The organism is Streptomyces nogalater (assembly GCF_039532885.1).
Lineage (GTDB): Bacteria > Actinomycetota > Actinomycetes > Streptomycetales > Streptomycetaceae > Streptomyces > Streptomyces nogalater.
On record NZ_BAAASM010000004.1, the window covers coordinates 160,302 to 181,546 of the forward strand.

Annotated in this window: 2 protein-coding genes; both read left to right on the forward strand. The window is 75.3% G+C overall.

Annotated elements, in window-relative coordinates:
- The first annotated feature begins 350 nt into the window (after positions 1 to 350).
- The gene (locus ABD350_RS05480; RefSeq protein ID WP_344346598.1) at positions 351 to 14,096 is read left to right on the forward strand and encodes an SDR family NAD(P)-dependent oxidoreductase; all 13,746 of its coding nucleotides are present in this window, start codon (positions 351 to 353) and stop codon (positions 14,094 to 14,096) included.
- Positions 14,097 to 14,167: 71 nt separating this feature from the next.
- Positions 14,168 to 21,245, forward strand: a 7,078-nt coding sequence (locus ABD350_RS05485; protein WP_344346599.1) for a type I polyketide synthase, incomplete at its 3' end; no start/stop codon positions are given.

A 21,245-nucleotide genomic window follows, 5' to 3' on the forward strand; every position in this document is an offset into this window, starting at 1 on the left:
TCTCGGTGCGCCGCCGGCGCGAATCGGAAACAGGGTAGGTGCGTTCCCTCATCGCGGGTTAATCAGCGGGTAACGGCCCGGCCATCGAATCCGCGGAACAGGGATTGTCGGTTGATGACTGCACATTGACCTCGCCTGTCCCGGGCGCCGCTAGCATCGCTGGCAGCACCAATTAAACGTTCTTATCAGGGCTCTGCGGAAAGCTGAGCGGGATCGAAATACTTCGCCCGCTGGGGCGGCTAGGAAAGGGCGGACGAGCGGTGACGGCACCTGAGCAGGCTGAGTCAGCGACGTCGTACGAGGAAACGGACCGGGCAGTCGCCGTCATCGGAATGTCCTGCCGACTGCCGATGGCCGACGGCCCCGCGGAATTCTGGGACCTGCTGCGGGACGGCCGGAGCGCCGTCACCCGCGCACCGGCCGGCCGGTGGGACACGGCGACGCCCGGGGAAGAGAACGGGGACGGCAACGGGGAAGGCGACGGGGACGCCGCCGGACCGCGGCCCGGCGAACGGCCGTACCAGGGGGGCTTCATCGACGGCGTCGGTGACTTCGACGCCGCCTTCTTCGGAATCTCACCGCGCGAGGCCGCGGCCATGGACCCGCAGCAGCGGCTCGTCCTCGAACTCGCCTGGGAGGCGCTGGAGGACGCGCGGATCGTCCCGGCCGCCCTGCGCGGCAGCCGCACCGCCGTCTTCGTGGGCACGCTGCGCGACGACTACACCAGCCTGCTCTACCAGCACGGCACCGACGCCATCACCCAGCACACGATGGCCGGGGTGAACCGGGGCGTCATCGCCAACCGGGTCTCGTACCACCTCGGCCTGCACGGGCCCAGCCTCACCGTGGACTCCGCCCAGTCGTCGTCCCTCGTCGCGGTGCACCTGGCCTGCGAGAGCCTGCGCAACGGCGAGTCGTCGCTGGCGCTCGCGGCCGGCGTCAACCTGAACATCCTCGCCGAACACGCGGTCACCCAGGAGCGGTTCGGCGGCCTGTCCCCGGACGGCCGCAGCCACACCTTCGACGCCCGCGCCAACGGCTTCGTCCCCGGCGAGGGCGGCGGCGTCCTGGTCCTCAAGCCGCTGGCCGCCGCCCTCGCCGACGGCGACACCATCCACGGCGTGATCCGGGGCAGCGCCGTGAACAACGACGGCGCCACGCCCGGACTGACGGTGCCCAGCGAGCAAGCCCAGACACAGGTGCTGCGCGAGGCGTACCGCAGGGCCGGGGTCGAGCCCGGCGACGTGCAGTACGTCGAGCTGCACGGCACCGGCACACCGGTCGGCGACCCCATCGAGGCCGCCGCGCTCGGTGCGGTGCTCGGCTCGGCGCGCGACGCCGGCGAGCCGCTGCGGGTCGGTTCGGTGAAGACCAACATCGGGCACCTGGAAGGCGCCGCCGGGATCGCCGGCCTGCTCAAGGTGCTGCTCAGCCTGCGCCACCGCAGGCTCCCCGCCAGCCTGAACTTCGAGACCCCCAACCCCCGTATCCCGCTGGACCGGCTGGGACTGTCCGTGCAGGCGGAGCCGGGCGACTGGCCGCGGCCCGACCGGCCGCTGATCGCCGGGGTCAGCTCGTTCGGCATGGGCGGCACCAACTGCCACGTGGTGGTGTCCGAGGCCCCCGCACCGGCCGGCCGCCGGGAGGAGGAGCCCGCGTCCCGCCCGGCCGCCGAAGGCCCCGCCGGTCCGCTGCCGTGGGTGCTGTCCGCCCGTGACCCGCGGGCACTGCGCGCCCAGGCCGGACGCCTGCACGCGCTGTGGACCGGTGACTCCGGTCCGGGTGCCGCGGACATCGGCTGGTCCACGCTCACGACCCGCACCGTCTTCGAGCACCGCGCGGTGCTCATCGCCGACCCCGGGGAACTGTCCGCGGGGCTCACCGCCCTCGCCTCGGGAGACCCGGCACCGGCAGTGGTGACCGGCACCGCCCGGCCCGGCCCACTCGCCCTGCTCTTCACCGGCCAGGGCGCCCAACGGGCGGGCATGGGAGCCGGGCTGTACGCGCGTTTCCCCGTGTTCGCCGAGGCCTTCGACGAGGTGTGCGCACGGCTCGACCCCCTGCTGGAGCGGCCGTTGCGCGAGGTGGTCTTCTCCGGCGAGGACCTGGACCGCACCGGATGGACCCAGCCCGCCCTGTTCGCCCTGGAAGTCGCGCTGTTCCGGCTGGCCGAGTCCTGGGGCGTACGGCCCGGCCTGCTGGCCGGCCACTCGGTCGGCGAGGTGGCCGCCGCACACGTCTCCGGGGTCCTCTCGCTCGACGACGCGGCCCGGCTGGTCGCCGCCCGCGGACGGCTCATGCAGGAACTGCCCGAGGGCGGGGCCATGACCGCCGTACAGGCGAGCGAGGAGGACGTGCTGCCGCTGCTCGCCGGACACGCCGGCCACGTCGGGATCGCCGCGGTCAACGGGCCGCGGGCGACCGTGGTCTCCGGGACCGAGGAAGGCGTCCTCGCGGTGACGGCCGAGGCCGCGGCGCGCGGATGGAAGACCAAGCGGCTCACGGTCAGCCACGCCTTCCACTCGCCCCTGATGGAACCGATGCTGGACGACTTCCGGCGCGTGGTCGGGACACTGGCCTTCGCCGAGCCCCGCATCCCGGTCGTGTCCACGGTGACCGGCCGCGAGGTCACCGCGGGGGAGTGGGGCTCTGCGGAGTACTGGGTGGAGCAGGTGCGCCGTCCGGTCAGGTTCCTGGACGCCGTACGCACCATGGAGGCCGCCGGGGCCCACACCTTCCTGGAACTGGGACCGGACGGTGTGTGTTCCGCCCTGGCCGCCGAATCCGTGCTCGACCCGGCGTCGGCCGGCGCGTTCGCGGCGCTGCGCCGCGGACGCCCGGAACCGGAGTCGTTCCTGACGGCACTGGCCGCCGTCTTCACGCGCGGGGCCGAAGTCGACTGGACCGTCGCCTACGAGGGGACCGGCGCCCGGCGCACCGCGCTGCCCACCTACCCGTTCCAGCGGGAGAGGTACTGGATCGACGGCGCCCTGCGCGCCTCGGCGGCGCACGGGCCCACGGCCCGGCCCGCACCCCTCCCCGGCCGCGACGCCCCGCGGCCCGCGGCGGAGCGCGACGGATTCGCCGGCCGGCTCGCGCAGTTGCCGGCCGGTGAGCGCCCGCGCGCGGTCACCGAGCTGGTGGCCACGCACACCGCGGCCGTCCTGGACTACGCACCGGGCAAGCCGGTCGACCTCCGGGCGGCCTTCGCGGACCTGGGCTTCGACTCCCTCATGGCGGTGGAACTGCGCGACACGCTCGCCGCCGCCACCGGCCTGCCGCTGCCCAGCGGCCTGCTGTTCGCCCATCCCACCCCGGACGCCCTCGCCGCCCACCTGCTCACCGAACTGACCGGTGCGGCCGGTGACGACGCGGCGGACGCGCCCGGCACCGGGGCCGACCCCGGGGAACCGATCGCGATCGTCGGCATGGCCTGCCGGTTCCCGGGCGGTGTCGACACCCCCGAGGCCCTGTGGCGGCTGGTCGACGAGGGCGGCGACGCCATCTCGGCGTTCCCCGGCGACCGCGGCTGGGACGCGGATCTGCACGACCCGAACCAGCCCGGCGGCGGCAGGAGCTCGGTCGGCTCCGGCGGATTCCTGCACGACGCGGGCGCCTTCGACGCCGCCTTCTTCGGCATCTCGCCGCGCGAGGCGCTGGCCATGGACCCCCAGCAGCGACTGCTGCTGGAAACCGCCTGGGAGGCCGCGGAGAGCGCGGGCATCGACCCGGTGACCCTGCAGGGCAGCCGGACCGGCGTCTTCGTCGGCGGCACCGCCCTCGAATACGGGCCCCGCATGCACGAAGCGTCCGACGGCGTCGAGGGACACGTGCTCACCGGCACCACCCCCAGCGTCATGTCCGGCCGCATCGCCTACCAGCTCGGACTGATCGGCCCGGCGCTGACCATCGACACCGCCTGCTCGTCGTCGCTGGTGGCGCTGCACATGGCGGTGCGCTCGCTGCGGTCGGGCGAGACCAGCCTCGCGTTCGCCGGCGGCGTCACCGTGATGTCGTCACCCGGCATGTTCGTCGAGTTCTCCCGGCAGCACGGGCTCGCCGCCGACGGCCGGAGCAAGTCCTTCGCCGCCTCGGCCGACGGCACCTCGTGGGCCGAGGGCGTCGGACTGCTCGTGGTGGAGCGGCTCTCGGACGCGCGCCGCAACGGGCACGAGGTCCTCGCGGTGATCCGCGGCAGCGCCGTCAACCAGGACGGCGCCTCCAACGGCCTCACCGCGCCGAACGGACTGTCCCAGCAGCAGGTGATCCGCCAGGCCCTGACGGACGCGGGTCTCACGGCCGGCGACGTGGACGCGGTGGAGGCGCACGGCACCGGCACCCGGCTCGGCGACCCGATCGAGGCCGAGGCGATCCTCGCCACGTACGGCCGCGACCGCGACGACCGCGAGCCGGTCTACCTGGGGTCGCTGAAATCGAACATCGGGCACGCCCAGGCCGCCGCCGGGGTCGGCGGCGTCATCAAGATGGTCCAGGCCATGCGGCACGGCACACTGCCGAAGACCCTGCACGTCGACGAGCCCACCCCCCACGTCGACTGGTCCTCGGGCGCGGTGGAACTGCTCACCGACCGGCGCCCCTGGCCCCGCACCGGCCGGGTACGGCGCGCGGCCGTGTCCTCCTTCGGCATCAGCGGCACCAACGCGCACGTCGTCATCGAGCAGACCGACACCCCCGCGCCGCAGCCGGCCGAGGCACCGGAACACCCCGGATCCGCGGGCGCGCCGGCCGCCGTACCGGTGCCCTGGGTGATCTCCGCCAGGGACGAGAAGGCGTTGCGGGCCCAGGCCGCCCGGCTGCGGGACCACATCGCCGCACTGCCCGAGGTCCCCGTCGCCGGCGTCGGCCGGTCGCTCGCCGCCCGGACCCGGTTCGAACGGCGCGCCGCCGTGCTCGGGCGCGACGCCGCCGGCCTCCTCGCCGGCCTCGACGCGCTCAGCCGCGGGGCCAAGGACCCGAACGTCGTGGAGGGCGACGCCCACCGCACCTCGCTGACCGCGTTCCTGTTCACCGGCCAGGGCGCCCAGCGCGTCGGCATGGGCCGGGAGCTGTACCACGCCCACCCGGTCTTCGCGGCCGCCCTGGACGCCGTGGCCGCCGCGACCGACCCCCACCTGGAACGCCCACTGCTGCGGGTGATGTTCGCCGAGGACGGCACGGAGGACGCCGACCTGCTGCACCGCACGACGTACACCCAGCCCGCGCTGTTCGCCGTGGAGGTGGCGCTGTACCGCCTGGCGGAACACCACGGTCTCGTCCCCGACCGGCTGGCCGGCCACTCGGTCGGCGAGCTGGCCGCCGCGCATGTCGCCGGGGTGCTCTCCCTGGAGGACGCCGCCGCGCTGGTCGCCGCCCGGGGCCGGCTGATGCAGTCCGCGCCCTCCGGCGGAGCCATGATCGCGGTCCAGGCGGAGGAGGCCGAGGTGGCGGCCGACCTGGCCGGCCACGAGGACGCCGTCGCCGTCGCCGCGGTCAACGGGCCCACCGCGCTGGTGATCTCCGGGGACGAGGCCGTCGCCGGGGAACTCGCCGACCGGTGGCGCGCGCGGGGACGCAAGACCCGGCGGCTGCGGGTGAGCCACGCCTTCCACTCCCCGCACATGGACGTCATCCTGGAGGAGTTCCGGGCCGTCGCCGCCGGACTCGACTTCCGGCCGCCCGCGATCCCGATCGTCTCGACCCTCACCGGCGCGCTCGCCGACACCGGCGAACTGACGTCGCCCGACTACTGGGTGCGTCAGATCCGCGGCACCGTCCGATTCCTCGACGCCGTACGGACCCTGGAGGCCGACGGGGTCACCCGGTTCGTGGAGATCGGCCCCGACGCCGTCCTCACCGCCCTGGCCGACACCTGCTTCACCACCGGGACCTCCACGGCCGTCCCCCTGCTGCGCGCCGGCCGTGACGAGACCGCCACCCTCGCCGCCGGCCTCGCCACCGCACACGTCCACGGCGCCGCCCTCGACCTCGCGTCCTTCTTCCCGGGGGCAGCCCGGACCCCCCTGCCCACCTACGCCTTCCAGCGGGAGCACTACTGGCTCGTGCCCCGGGGCCGCGCGGACGCCGCCAGCCTCGGCCTGACACCCTCCGGCCACCCGCTGTTCACGGCCGCCGTCGAACTCGCCGACCGAGGCGAGCTGCTGTTCACCGGCCGGCTCTCGCTGAGCGAGCACCCCTGGCTGGCCGACCACACCATCGACGGCAGCGTCCTGCTGCCCGCGACCGCCTTCGTCGAACTGGCCACGGCGGCGGGCGAACAGGCGGGGACGGCACGCGTGGACGACCTCACCCTGGAGGCCCCGCTGGTGCTGCGGGAACACCGCGCCACCCAGGTCCAGATCGCGCTCGGCGCACCGGACACCACCGGCGCGCGCCCCTTCACCATCCACTCCCGCCCGGACTCCGGCACCACCGGGCAGGCGCCGTGGACCCGGCACGTCTCGGGAACCCTGACCCCGCCGGCGGCGGGCGCGCCCGCCGCCGGGGAAGCCGGGGAACCCGCCACCTGGCCGCCCGCCGGGGCCGTGCCCCAGCCGCTGACCGACGTCTACCCGCGGCTGGCCGGCCACGGTTACGCCTACGGCCCCGCCTTCCAGGCGCTGCGCGCCGTCTGGCGCGACGGCGAGGACATCTACGCCGAACTGCGACTTCCCGAGGAACACCACGAGGCCGCCGGTCTGTTCGCGGTCCACCCCGCGCTGCTCGATGCCGCCCTGCACCCCCTGGTGCTCGACGCGGCCGACCGAAGCGGCGACGCCACGCAGATCCGGCTGCCCTTCGCCTGGTCCGGAACGACGGTGCACGCCACGGGCGCGACCGCGCTGCGGGCCCGCCTCACCCCGGCCGGACCCGACAGCTTCACCCTCGCCCTGGCCGACCCCGCGGGCCTGCCCGTCGCGACGGTCGAACGGCTGACCCTCCGGCCCGTCCCCAGGGACCGGCTCGCCCGGTCCGCCGCCGACACCGCCGACGCGCTGTTCACCGTCGACTGGCCGGCCGTCGCCACACCCGAGAACCCTTCGATACGCCTGCTGGAGGCCACCGGCGAGGAACTGCCCGACCCGGACGGCGCCGACGCCGTCGTCGTGACCTGCGCCCCCGAGCCCGGCCGGGAACACTCCGCCGAAGCCGCGCACGCCGCCGCGCACCGGGCCCTGCGGTGGGTCCAGGACATGCTCCGGGACGACCGGTACGCCCGGACCCCGCTGGTGTTCGTGACCCACGGAGCCGTCGCGGCGCTCCCCGGCGACCCGGTGCCCGGCCTGGCGGAGGCCCCGGTGTGGGGCCTGATACGCGCCGCGCAGTCCGAGCACCCCGGCCGCGTCCTCCTCGTGGACCTGGCACCCGGCGACGAGGCCGACGCCCGGGACCTGCTGCCCGCCGCCGTCGCCTGCGGCGAACCGCAGATCGCCGTACGCCACGGCCGGCTGCACACGCCGAGGCTGACCCGGACGGCACCCGGGGCCGGCGCGGCACAGACCGCGCTCGACCCCGAGGGCACCGTCCTGATCACCGGCGGCACCGGTGGACTCGGCGCCCTGCTGGCCCGCCACCTCGTGGCCCGCCACGGCATCCGCCACCTGCTGCTGGCCAGCCGCCGGGGACCGGCCGCCCCGGGCGTCGACGCCCTGCGCGAGGAACTGGCCCCACTGGGCGCCGACGTCACCGTCGCGGCCGTCGACGCGGCCGACCGCACCGCCCTGGCCGCCGTGCTGGCCGGCATCCCCGCCGCACACCCGCTCACCGCGGTGGTGCACACCGCCGGAGTCCTGGCCGACGGCACCGTGGAGTCCCTCACCGGCGAACAGCTCGACTCCGTCCTACGGCCCAAGACCGACGCCGCCTGGAACCTGCACGAACTCACCCGGGACAGCCGCCCCGCCGCCTTCGTCCTCTTCTCCTCCATCTCCGGCATCACCGGCACGGCCGGCCAGGCCAACTACGCGGCGGCCAACACCTATCTGGACGCCCTCGCCGCGCACCGCCGGGCCCAGGGCCTGCCCGCCACCTCGCTCGCCTGGGGACTGTGGAACGGCGACCACGGCATGGGCGGCTCGCTGAGCCAGGCCGACCTCGCCCGGTGGGCGCGGTCCGGCGTCGCGCCCCTGACCCCGCGGCACGGCCTGGAACTGTTCGACACCGCGCTCGCGGACGGCGGCACGCTCCTCGTCCCCGCCGCGCTGAACCCGGCCCGGGCGGCCGCCGACGGCACCGAACCGCCCGCCGTGCTGCGCGCCCTGGTCCGGTGGCGGCCGCGCGCCACCGCGGCACCCGCCGCCGGGGACACCGACTCCTCCTGGGCCCGGCAGACGGCACAACTGCCCGAGCAGGAGCGGCGGGAGGCCGTCCTCGGCCTCGTCCAACGCACGGTCGCGGCCGTACTCGGGCACAGCGACGCCCGCGCCGTCGACCCCGAACGCTCCTTCAAGGAGGCCGGCTTCGACTCGCTGTCCGGCGTGGAACTGCGCAACCAGCTCGCCGCCGCGACCGGCCTGCGGCTGTCCGCCACCGCGGTGTTCGACCACCCGTCACCGGCCGCTCTGGCCGGCTGGCTGGACGACCGGCTGGCGGGCACCGGCCCGGCCGCCGCCCCGACGCGCTCCGCCGTGGCCGCCGACGACGAACCGATCGCCATCGTCGGCATGGCCTGCCGCTTCCCCGGCGGCGCCGGCAACCCCGAGGAACTGTGGCGGCTCGTCGCCTCCGGCACCGACGCGATCAGCGAGTTCCCCGTGAACCGCGGCTGGGACCTGTCCCGCCTGTACGACCCGGACCCGGCCAAGCCCGGCACCTCCTACGTGCGGCACGGCGGCTTCCTGCACGACGCCGACCGGTTCGACCCGGCCTTCTTCGGCATGTCCCCGCGCGAGGCCGTCGCGACCGACCCCCAGCAGCGGCTGCTGCTCGAAACCGCCTGGGAGACCTTCGAGAACGCGGGGATCCCGCCCGCCACGCTGCGCGGCACCCGCACCGGCGTCTACACGGGAGCGATGTACGACGACTACGCCTCCCGGCTCACCGCCACCCCCGAGGAGTTCGAGGGCTTCCTGCTGGCGGGGAACCTCTCCAGCGTGGTGTCCGGCCGACTGGCGTACACCTACGGGCTGGAAGGCCCGGCGCTGACCGTCGACACCGCGTGCTCCTCCTCGCTGGTGGCACTGCACCTGGCCGCGAACGCGCTGCGCACCGGCGAGTGCGACCTGGCCCTGGCCGGCGGCGTCACCGTGATGTCGGGCCCGAACACCTTCATCGAGTTCTCCCGGCAGCGCGGTCTGTCCCCCGACGGCCGCTGCCGGTCCTTCGCCGCGGACGCCGCCGGCACCGGCTGGTCCGAGGGCGTCGGCCTGCTCCTGGTCGAGCGGCTGTCGGACGCGCGGCGCAACGGCCACCGGGTCCTCGCCCTGCTCCGCGGCTCGGCGGTCAACCAGGACGGCGCCTCCAACGGCCTCACCGCGCCCAACGGCCCCTCCCAGGAACAGGTGATCCGGCAGGCCCTCGCCAACGCGGGGCTCACCGCGGCCGACGTGGACGCCGTGGAGGCCCACGGCACCGGCACGTCGCTCGGTGACCCCATCGAGGCCCAGGCCCTGCTCGCCACCTACGGCCAGGACCGGCCCGCCGGCCGGCCGCTGTACCTGGGCTCCCTCAAGTCCAACATCGGCCACGCGCAGGCGGCGGCCGGTGTCGGCGGCGTCATCAAGATGATCCAGGCCATGCGGCACGCCACACTGCCGAAGACCCTGCACGTCAACGAGCCCTCCCCGCACGTGGACTGGGAGTCGGGGGCCGTGGAACTGCTCACCGAGGAGCGTTCCTGGGCCCGCGTCGACGACCGGCCGCGGCGCGCCGGAGTGTCCTCCTTCGGCATCAGCGGCACCAACGCGCACGTCATCCTGGAAGAGCCCCCCTCCGCGGAACCCTCGGAAACCTCGGAACCCGCGGAAGACACCGGCACCGGACCCGGCGCCGTACCGTGGATCCTCTCCGGCAAGGACGACGCGGCGCTGCGCGCCCAGGCGCTGCGGCTCCACCGCCACCTCGCCGCACATCCCGGAACGCGACCGGTGGACGTCGGATTCTCCCTGGCGACCACCCGGTCCCTCCTGGAGCACCGCGCGGCGGTCGTCGCGGACCAGCCGGAGGAACTGCTGCGCGGCCTGGAGGCCCTGGCACAGGGCGAGAGCACACCCGCCGTCGTCCACGCCCCCGGCTCCCGGCGCGGCAAGCTCGCCTTCCTGTTCACCGGGCAGGGCAGCCAGCGCCTGGGCATGGGCCGCGAGCTGTACGCGAGTTCCCCGGTGTTCGCGCAGGCACTCGACGCCGTCTGCGCGCGGCTGGACCCCGCGCTGCCCCGGCCCCTGAAAGACGTGCTGTTCGCCTCCCCCGGATCCGAGGAGGCGGCCCTGCTCGACCGGACGGTCTTCGCCCAGGCCGCGCTGTTCGCCGTGGAGGTGGCGCTGTTCCGGCTGCTCGAACACCACGGCGTCACCCCCGACCTCCTGCTCGGCCACTCCATCGGCGAGGTCACGGCCGCGCACGTGGCGGGCGTCTTCACCCTCGATGACGCCTGCGCGCTGGTGGCCGCCCGCGGCCGGCTCATGCAGGCGGCCCGCGCCGGCGGCGCGATGGCGGCGGTGCAGGCGAGCGAGGAGGAAGTGCTGCCCACCCTCGCCGGCTACGGCGACGCCCTCGCGATCGCCGGGATCAACGGCCCCCGGTCGGTCGTGCTCTCCGGCGACGAGGACGCGGTGGAGGCCGTCGCCGCCGTCTGGCGGGAGCGGGGACGCAAGACCAAGCGGCTGCCGGTCAGCCACGCGTTCCACTCCCCGCACATGGAGGAGGTCCTCGACGAGTTCCGCGCCGTCGCCTCGAAGGCCGCCTTCCACGAACCGCGTATCCCGCTCGTCTCCAATGTCACCGGGACCCTCGCCACGGCGGAGCAACTGCGGTCACCGGACTACTGGGCCCGGCACATCCGTGAGGCGGTCCGCTTCCTGGACGGCGTGCGCTGCCTCGCCGGCCAGGGCGTGACCGACTACGTGGAGGTCGGCCCGGAGGGCGTCCTGACCGCCCTGGTCCCGGACTGCCTGGAGGAGGCCGCCGGCTCCCTCACCCCGGTGCTGCGCTCCGGCCGGCCCGAGACCCACACGGCCGCCGTCGCCCTGGCGCGGCTGTGCCTGCGGGGCGTGCGGCCCGACTGGTCCGCGCTGTTCCCCGGGGGCCGCCGGATCGACCTGCCGACGTACGCCTTCCAGCACGCCCGCTACTGGCTCCAGGAGCCGGCCGCCTCCGCCGACGCGACCGGGCTCGGCCTGGGCCGCACCGGTCACCCCCTGCTCGGCGCGGCCGTGCGGATGGCCGGCCGCGATGCCCTCCTGCTCACCGGCCGGATCTCCCGGGACACGCAGCCCTGGCTTGGGGACCACGCCGTCCACGGACTGGCCCTGCTGCCGGGCACGGCCTTCGCGGACCTCGCCCTGCGGGCCGCGCGGGAGGCCGGCTGCGACCGGGTGGAGGACCTGACCCTGTCGGCGCCGCTGCCCCTGCCCGAACGGGAGGGCGTACAGGTGCAGGCCGTCGTCGGCGAACCCGACGACGAGGGACGCCGCAGCCTGGAGATCCACGCACGGCCCGACACCGATGACACCCTGCCGTGGGTGCTGCACGCCACCGGCCGGCTGGCCCCGGGCACCGGCCCGCGGCCGGCCCCCGACCCGTCGCCCTGGCCGCCGGCCGGGGCCCGGGAGGCGGACCTGGAGGGCGCGTACGACCGTCTGGCCGCGCACGGCTACGCCTACGGTCCCGCCTTCCGGGGCCTGCGACGGGTGTGGCACACGGACACCGACCTGTTCGCCGAGGTCGCCCTCGCCGACGAACAGCACCGGGACGCCGCACGGTTCGTCCTGCACCCCGCGCTGCTCGACGCCGCCCTGCACACCCTGCTGCCCGGGGTGGCCGGCGAGGACCGGGCCGCGGTCCTGCCCTTCGCCTGGTCCGACGTGGCCGTATGGGCGTCCGGTGCCACGGCACTGCGGGTCCGGCTCTCCCTGACCGGTACCGACACGGCCTCCCTGACCGTCACCGACACGACGGGGGAACCCGTCGCCTCGGTGGCCGAGCTGGCGCTGCGACCGCTGTCCGCCGAGTCCCTGCACGCGGCGGCGCGCGCCCACCACGACGGACTGCTCGCGGTGGAGTGGACCCCCGCCGCCCCCGCCACGCCCCCGGACCACCGGGCCTGGGCGGTCGTCGGCGAGGACGGCCCGGAGTTCGACGGGCTGGACAGCCATCCGGACCTGAAAGCGCTCGCCGCCGCCGTGGACGCCGGAGCGCCGGTGCCCGACGTGGTCCTGCTGCCGCTGCGGTCCGACCCCGGGGAAGCGGACGAGCACCTGCCCGGCCGGGTGCACACCGCGACCCGGCAGACGCTGGAACTCCTCCAGTCGTGGCTGGCCGAGGAGCGCTTCGCCGGCACCCGGCTCGTCGTCGTCACCCGCGGCGCGGTCGCCGCGGGCCCCGAGGACGTCACGGACCTGGCCCACGCCACGCTGTGGGGCCTGCTGCGCACCGCGCACAGCGAACACGCCGGCCGGTTCGCCCTGCTGGACCTGGACGGCGCGCCGGCCTCCGCCGAGGCGCTGGCCTCCGCCGTGGCGACGGGCGAGCCGCAGGCCGCCGTCCGCGCCGGGACGGTCCTGGTGCCGCGGTTCGTCCGCGCCCACCCGGACCAGGCCGCCGCGGAGAGCATCCCCGGCCTGTCCGGCGGCACGGTGCTGATCACCGGGGCCACCGGCGCCCTGGGGCGGATCCTCGCCCGGCACCTGGTCGTCCGGCACGGCGCACGCCGGCTGCTGCTGCTGAGCCGGCGCGGTGCGGCCGCCCCCGGCGCGGACGCCCTGCGGGACGAACTGCACGCGCTGGGTGCGGAGGTCACCTTCGCCGCCTGTGACGCGGCCGACCGGGAGAGCCTGGCCGAAGCCGTCTCGGGCATCCCGGCCGAGCACCCGCTGACGGCGGTCGTGCACACGGCCGGCATCGTGGACGACGGGCTGCTCACCCGGCTGACGCCGGACCGTCTGGAGGCCGTGCTGCGGCCCAAGGTCGACGCCGCGTGGCACCTGCACGAACTGACCCGCGACCTGGACCTGTCCGCGTTCGTGCTGTACTCCTCCATCGCCGGTCTCCTCGGCACCGCCGGACAGGCCAACTACGCGGCCGCCAACACCTTCCTGGACGCCCTCGCCCAGCACCGCCGGGCCCGTGGCCTGGCCGGGGTCTCGCTGGCCTGGGGGCTGTGGGAAGGCGACGGCATGGGCGATTCCCTGACCGACGCCGACCTGCGCCGCCTGGCGCGCACCGGTCTGCGGGCCCTGCCCGCCGACACGGCGATGGACCTCTTCGACACCGCCCCCGCCACCGGCCGGGCCGTCCTGGCGGTCACCGGCCTGGACCTGACGACCCTGCGCACCCAGGACGCGGAGCCGCCCGTCCTGTTCCGCGGCCTGGTGCACCGGCCCGCCCCGCGCGCCACGGCGGCGGCCGGCACCGGGCGGTCCGGTCCCACGCTGGCCGAGCGCCTGGCCGCACTGCCCGGACCCGAACAGGACCGGCTGCTGGTCGACCTGGTCCGCACCGAGGTGGCCGGTGTCCTCGGCCACGCCGACCGCGCCGCGGTCGGCGCCGAACGGGCCTTCCAGGACCTGGGCTTCGACTCGCTGACGGCGGTCGAGCTGCGCAACCAGCTCGGCAAGGCCACCGGCCTGCGACTGCCGACGACGCTGGTCTTCGACCATCCCACTCCGGCGGCGCTGGCGGCCTTCCTGCGCCCGCAGCTCGTCGCGGACGCGGAGCCGGCCGGTGCCGAGCTCGGCGGCCTCGACCGGCTGGAGGACTTCATCCGCTCGGCCGGAGCGGACCAGGACGCGCGGCAACGGATCCGTACCCGTCTGCGCGAGCTGCTGGACCTCACCGACACGGCGGACCGGGGGGACGGCGAGGACAGCGAGAAGCCCGGCCATGACGACCTCGATTCCGCGTCCGACGAGGATCTGTTCGCCCTCGTGGACGGACTGGACTGACCGCGTGCCGCGGCCCGCGCGCCGGGCGGCACCCCGCACACATGCTCAATCGATTGGGGAGTTGACGACAGGTGGCTGACGAGAAGGAACTTCGCGACTACCTCAAGCGGGCCATCGCCGACGCGCGGGACGCCCGCCGGAAGCTGCGTGAGGTGCAGGACAAGGCACAGGAGCCGATCGCGATCGTGGGCATGGCCTGCCGCTACCCGGGCGGGGTCGCCTCCCCCGGGGACCTGTGGCAACTGGTGGCCGACGAGACCGACGCCATCTCCGGCTTCCCCGACAACCGCGGCTGGGACCTGGAGAACCTGTTCGACCCGGACCCCGAGCGGGTGGGCACCTCGTATGTGCGCGAGGGCGGGTTCCTGCACGAGGCGGACCAGTTCGACCCCGGGTTCTTCGGGCTGTCCCCGCGCGAGGCCCTGGCCGCCGACCCGCAGCAGCGCATGCTCCTGGAGACGACCTGGGAGGCCCTGGAACGGGCGGCCATCGACCCGGTCTCGTTGCGGGGCAGCAGGACCGGCGTCTTCGCCGGGCTGATGTACACCGACTACGGCGCCCGGCCGCAGCTGCCCGTGGAGGGCTTCGAGGGCTACCTCTACAGCGGCAGCGCGGGCAGCATCGCCGCGGGACGCATCGCCTACACCTTCGGGTTCGAGGGCCCGACGGTGGCGGTCGACACCGCGTGCTCCTCCTCCCTCGTGGCCCTGCACCTCGCGGTGAACGCGCTGCGCGCCGGGGAGTGCGACCTGGCCCTGGCCGGCGGCGCCGCGGTGATGTCGACGCCGGTGGCCTTCACCGAGTTCTCGCGGCTGCGGGGCCTGGCGCCGGACGGACGGGTCAAGCCGTTCTCGGCGGCGGCGGACGGAACCGCCTGGTCGGAGGGTGTGGGTCTGCTGCTGGTGGAGCGGCTGTCGGACGCGCGGCGCAACGGGCACCGGGTGCTGGCCGTCATCCGGGGTTCCGCCGTCAACCAGGACGGTGCCTCCAACGGGCTGACGGCCCCCAACGGCCCGGCACAGGAACGCGTCATCCGCCAGGCCCTGGCCAACGCCGGTCTCACCCCCGCCGACATCGACGCCGTCGAGGCCCACGGCACCGGCACCCGCCTCGGTGACCCCATCGAGGCCCAGGCACTCATCGCCACCTACGGCCAGGACCGCCCCGCCGGCCACCCCCTCCACCTCGGCTCCCTGAAATCGAACATCGGCCACACCCAGGCCGCCGCGGGCGTCGGCGGAGTGATCAAGATGGTGCAGGCCATGCACCACGGCGTCCTGCCCCGCACCCTCCACATCGACGAACCCACCCCGTTCGTCGACTGGGACTCCGGCGCGGTCCGCCTGCTCACCGAGGCCACCGAGTGGCCCGGCAAGGAAGACGGCGGACCCCGCCGCGCCGCCGTCTCCGCCTTCGGCATGGGCGGCACCAACGCGCACGTCATCCTGGAACAGGCACCCCTGCCCGCCGACGACGGCGACGACGGCGAGGGCCGTGGCGAGAACGCCGGCACGAACGCCGGCACCGCCGTGCCGCCGAGCCTGCCCTGGCTGCTGTCGGCCAAGTCGCCCAAGGCGCTGGCCGCGCAGGCCCGGCGGCTGCTGGACCACATCGACGGGCTGGATCCGGACGTCGCCCCGCTCGACCTGGCGTACTCCCTGGCGGCCACCCGCAGCGCGCTCGACCACCGTGCCGTCCTCGTGGCCCCGGCCCAGACCCTGCCGCGTGAACAGCTCCAGGCCCTCGCCGACGGCACCCCCGCACCCGACACCGTCACCGGCAGCGCCGGTGAGCCGTCCAGGACGGCGTTCCTCTTCCCCGGCCAGGGCTCGCAGTGGACGGGCATGGCCGTGGCCCTGATGGACACGTCACCGGTGTTCGCCGCCCGCATCGCCGAGTGCGGCCGGGCCTTCGCCCCCTTCGTCGACTGGTCCCTGGAAGACGTCCTCCGCCAGGCCGACGGGGCCCCCTCGCTGGACCGGGTGGACGTCGTCCAGCCGGTGCTCTTCGCCGTCATGGTGGCACTGGCCGAACTGTGGCGAGCCCACGGAGTACAGCCGTCGGCCGTCGTCGGGCACTCCCAGGGCGAGATCGCCGCCGCGTACGTGGCGGGCATCCTCTCCCTGGACGACGCCGCCCGCGTGGTGACACTGCGCAGCCAGGCCATCGGCCGGGTCCTGGCGGGCCTCGGCGGCATGGTGTCCGTCGCGCTCCCCGTCGATGAGGTGCGCGAGCGCATCGCCCCGTGGCAGGAGCGCATCCAGATCGCCGCGGTCAACGGCCCCTCCTCCGTCGTCGTGGCCGGCGAGGTCGAGCCCCTGCAGGAACTGCTCGCCGCCTGCAAGGCCGACCGGGTCCGGGCGCGCGCCGTCCCCGTGGACTACGCCTCCCACTCCAAGTACGTGGAACTGCTGGAGGAGGAGCTGGCCACCCTGCTCGCCCCGGTCAGCCCGCGGCCGGCCACCATCCCCTTCCTCTCCACGGTGACGGGCCGGTGGGTCCAGGGCCCCGAGCTCGACGCCGGCTACTGGTACCGCAACCTGCGCCAGCCGGTAGAGCTGGAACAGGCGGTGCGCTCGCTGCTGGAGGACGGCTTCGGCACGTTCGTCGAATCGAGCCCGCACCCCGTGCTGGCGGTCGCCGTCCAGGAGACGGCCGAGGCCACCGGCCACGACGCCGCGGTGATCGGCTCCCTGCGCCGCGACGAGGGCGGCCTCGAACGCTTCTGGCTCTCCCTCGGCGAGGCCCACAACCACGGCGTCGCCGTCGACTGGCAGGCGGTCTTCGCCCCCACCCGTGCACGGCGCGTCGCCCTGCCCACCTACGCCTTCCAGCGCACCCGCCACTGGCTGGAGACCTCCTCCGCGCCGAGCGACGCCTCCGGCTTCGGGCTCGGCTCCGCCGACCACCCGCTGCTTGGCGCCGCCGTCGCGGTCGCGGACCGGGACGGATTCCTGCTCACCGGCAAGCTCTCCCGCCGCACCCACCCGTGGCTGGCCGACCACACCGTGTACGGCTCGGTGCTGCTCCCCGGCACCGGCCTGGTGGAGCTGGCCGCCCGGGCCGGCGAGTACGCCGGCTGCGAGCGGATCGAGGAGCTCACCCTTGAGGCCCCGCTGACGCTCCCCGACACAGAGGCACTGCAGATCCAGCTCGTGGTCGGCGAAGCCGACGAGGACGGGCGCCGCAGACTCGGCGTCTACTCCCGCCCCGAGTCCGCCGCGCACGACCGCCGGGCCTGGACCGCCCACGCCGGCGGACTGCTCGCCCCCGTCACCGGGGAAGCCCCCGCCGGGCTGCTCGCCTGGCCTCCGGCGGGAGCCGAGGAGGTCGACCTGGACGGCGCCTACGAGCGGGTCGCCGAACACGGCTACACCTACGGCCCCGCGTTCCGGGGGCTGCGCCGGTTGTGGACGGCGGACGGCGAGCTGTTCGCCGAGGTCGCCCTCGGCGAAGACCTCCAGGCCGACGCGGGGAAGTTCGTCCTGCACCCCGCGCTGCTGGACGCGGCACTGCACAGCCTGCTGCCCGGTGTGGCCGGCGACCGGCCCGCCCTGCTGCCCTTCGCCTGGTCCGACGTGACGGTGCACGCGGCGGGGGCGTCCGTCCTGCGGGTGCGGATCACCCCGACCGGCCCCGAGTCCGTGTCCCTCCTGGTGGCGGACGGCGTGGGCGCGCCCGTCGCCACCGTCGGATCACTCGCGCTGCGCCCGCTGTCGAAGGAGGCGCTCGCCGCGGCGGCCGACGCCCGCCGGGACGGGCTGTTCCGGGTGGAGTGGACCCGTCTCGCCGACCCGGACCGGGACGTCGACACCAGCGGCTGGGCCGTGGTCGGCGCCGGCGAGCCGGTTCTCCCGGCCGGCACCGGGCGCACCTGGCCCGACCTGGCCGCCCTCGCCGCGGCGGTCGACGACGGGGCACCGGTGCCCGACGTGGTGCTGGTGGTGCCGGCCGCGCACGAGACGGCGGACGGGGAACTGCCCGCCGCGGCCCGGGCCGCCATCGGGCACCACGCCGAACTGGCCCGGGACTGGCTCGCCGACGAGCGGTTCGCCGACACCCGCCTGGTCGTCGTCACCCGCCAGGCGGTGGCCGCGGGCACCGACGAGGCGGTGACCGACCTGGTCCACGCCGGCCTGTGGGGACTGTTCCGCTCCGCGGAGACCGAGAACCCCGGCCGTTTCACCCTGGTCGACCTGGACGGCCGGCCGGGCCACGCCGACGCCCTGACCGCGGCCGTGGCCTCCGGGGAGACCCAGTCCGCGGTGCGGGACGGCACGGTCGTCGTCCCCCGCCTCGCCCGGGCACAGCGCGGGCAGACGCCCCGGGACGGCGCGGACACCTCGCACTGGGAACGCGGCACCGTCCTGGTCACCGGCGCCACCGGCACGCTCGGCCGGCTGCTCGCCCGGCACCTGGTCGTCCGGCACGGCGCGCGCCGGCTGCTGCTGCTCAGCCGGCGCGGCGCGGACGCCCCCGGCGCGGCGGAACTCCGCGACGAACTGGCCGGGCTGGGCGCCGAGGCCGTCTTCGCGGCCTGCGACGCCGCGGACCGCGAGGCGCTGTCCTCCGTGCTGGACACGATCGACGCCGAGCACCCGCTGACGGCGGTCGTGCACACCGCCGGCGCCGTGGACGACGGCCTGCTCTCGGGGCTGACCCCCGAGCGGATGGACGCCGTACTGCGGCCCAAGGTCGACGCGGCCTGGAACCTGCACGAGCTGACCCGCGACCTGGACCTGTGCGCGTTCGTGCTCTACTCCTCGCTGGCGGGTCTCCTCGGCACGGCGGGACAGTCCAATTACGCGGCCGGCAACACCTTCCTGGACGCGCTCGCCGCCCACCGCGCCGCCCACGGCCTGCCCGCCACCTCGCTGGCCTGGGGCCTGTGGGAGGAGGGCAGCGCCAGCACCAGCCACCTGGACGAAGTGGACCTGAAGCGCATGGCCCGCTCCGGGCTGCTGCCCCTGTCGTCCGAGGACGGCCTGGCGCTGTTCGACGCCTCCCTCACCACCGGCGAGACGGTCCTCGCGGTCACCGCCCTGGACCCGGCCGCCCTGCGCCACAACGCCGAACCGCCGGCCCTGCTGCGCGGACTCGTGCCCGCCGCGCGCCGGCGCGCCCGGGCCGGCACCTCCGAGGGCTCCTCGCCGGCCGAACAGCTGGCCCGCCTCTCCGCGGACGAGCGGCGCCGGGTCCTGGTGGACCTGGTGCGCGGACACGTCGCGGGGGTCCTCGGCCACTCCGACCCCCACGGCCTGGACCCCGACCGCGCGTTCAAGGAGCTCGGCTTCGACTCGCTGACCGCGGTCGAACTCCGCAACCGCCTGGGCAGCGCCACCGGGCTCCGCCTGCCGACCACCCTGGTGTTCGACCACCCGACACCGGCCGCGATCGCCTCCCACCTGTCGGGGCTGCTCGCCGGCCGGGAGGAGGACCAGGAGCAGCCGGCGGCCGGTCCGGTGCCGGCCCCCGCCCCGGCGGCCGACGACCCCGTCGTCATCGTGGGCATGGCCTGCCGCTACCCGGGCGGCGTGTCCACGCCGGAGGACCTGTGGCGCCTGGTGGCCGACGGGGTGGACGCCATCTCGGAGTTCCCCGGCGACCGCGGCTGGGACGTGGCCGCGCTCTACGACCCCGAGCCGGGCCGCCCGGGCCGGACGTACACCAAGAACGGCGGATTCCTGTACGACGGCGACCACTTCGACCCCGCCTTCTTCGGGATGTCCCCGCGGGAGGCCCTCGCCACCGACCCGCAGCAGCGCCTCCTGCTGGAGACCGCCTGGGAGACCCTGGAGAACGCCGGCATCGACCCGTCGACCCTGCGGGGCAGCCGCACCGGGGTGTACGCGGGCGTGATGTACCACGACTACGCGTCACGGGTCCGCGACGTGCCCGAGGACATGGAGGGCTATCTGCTCAGCGGCAACGCGGGCAGTGTCGCCTCCGGCCGGGTGGCGTACACCTTCGGCCTGGAGGGGCCCGCCGTCACCGTCGACACCGCGTGCTCCTCCTCGCTGGTCGCCATCCACCAGGCGGCGAACGCGCTGCGCGCCGGGGAGTGCGACCTCGCGCTCGCCGGCGGCGTGACGCTGATGTCGACACCCCTGGGGTTCGTCGAGTTCTCGCAGCAGCGGGGCCTGTCGCCGGACGGACGCTGCCGGTCGTTCTCCGACACGGCGGACGGCACCGGCTGGTCCGAGGGCATCGGACTGGTCCTGGTGGAGCGGTTGTCGGACGCGCGGCGCAACGGGCACCGGGTGCTGGCCGTCATCCGGGGTTCCGCCGTCAACCAGGACGGTGCCTCCAACGGGCTGACGGCACCCAACGGCCCGGCACAGGAACGGGTGATCCGCCAGGCCCTGGCCAACGCCGGACTCACCCCCGCCGACGTGGACCTGGTGGACGCGCACGGCACCGGCACCCGCCTCGGCGACCCCATCGAGGCGCAGGCCCTGCTGGCGACCTACGGCCAGGACCGGCCCGAAGGACGCCCGCTGTACCTCGGGTCGCTGAAGTCCAACCTGGGCCACACCCAGGCCGCCGCAGGTGTCGGCAGCGTCATCAAGATGGTGCAGGCCATGCACCACCGGACGATGCCGCAGACCCTCCACGTGGAGAGCCCCACCCGGCACGTCGACTGGGAGGCCGGCGACGTCGTCCTGCTCACCGAGGCGCGGGAATGGGAGACAGCGCGGGCTCCGCGCCGTGCCGGTGTCTCGTCCTTCGGCATCAGCGGCACCAACGCGCACATGATCCTCGAAGAGCCGGAGCCGGCCGGGGCACCGGCGGACGCGGAGCCCGGCGGCACCGCCCGCACACTGCCCGTCGTCCCGTGGCTGCTGTCCGGCAAGACCCCCGAGGCGCTGGCGGGGCAGGCCCGAAAGCTCCTCACGTACCTGGAGGACCACCCGGACACGACCGCCCTGGACGTCGCCTACTCGCTGGCGGCCACCCGCGCCGCACTCGACCACCGCGCCGGTGTCACCGGCACCGACCGAGACGAACTGCTCGCCGGACTGCGCACCGTGGCCGCGGGCACCGCGACCGCCGTACGGGCCCGCGCCGACCGCTTGGGGGGAACGGCCTTCCTGTTTACGGGGCAGGGGGCTCAGCGGGTGTCGATGGGGCGGGAGTTGTATGGGGTGT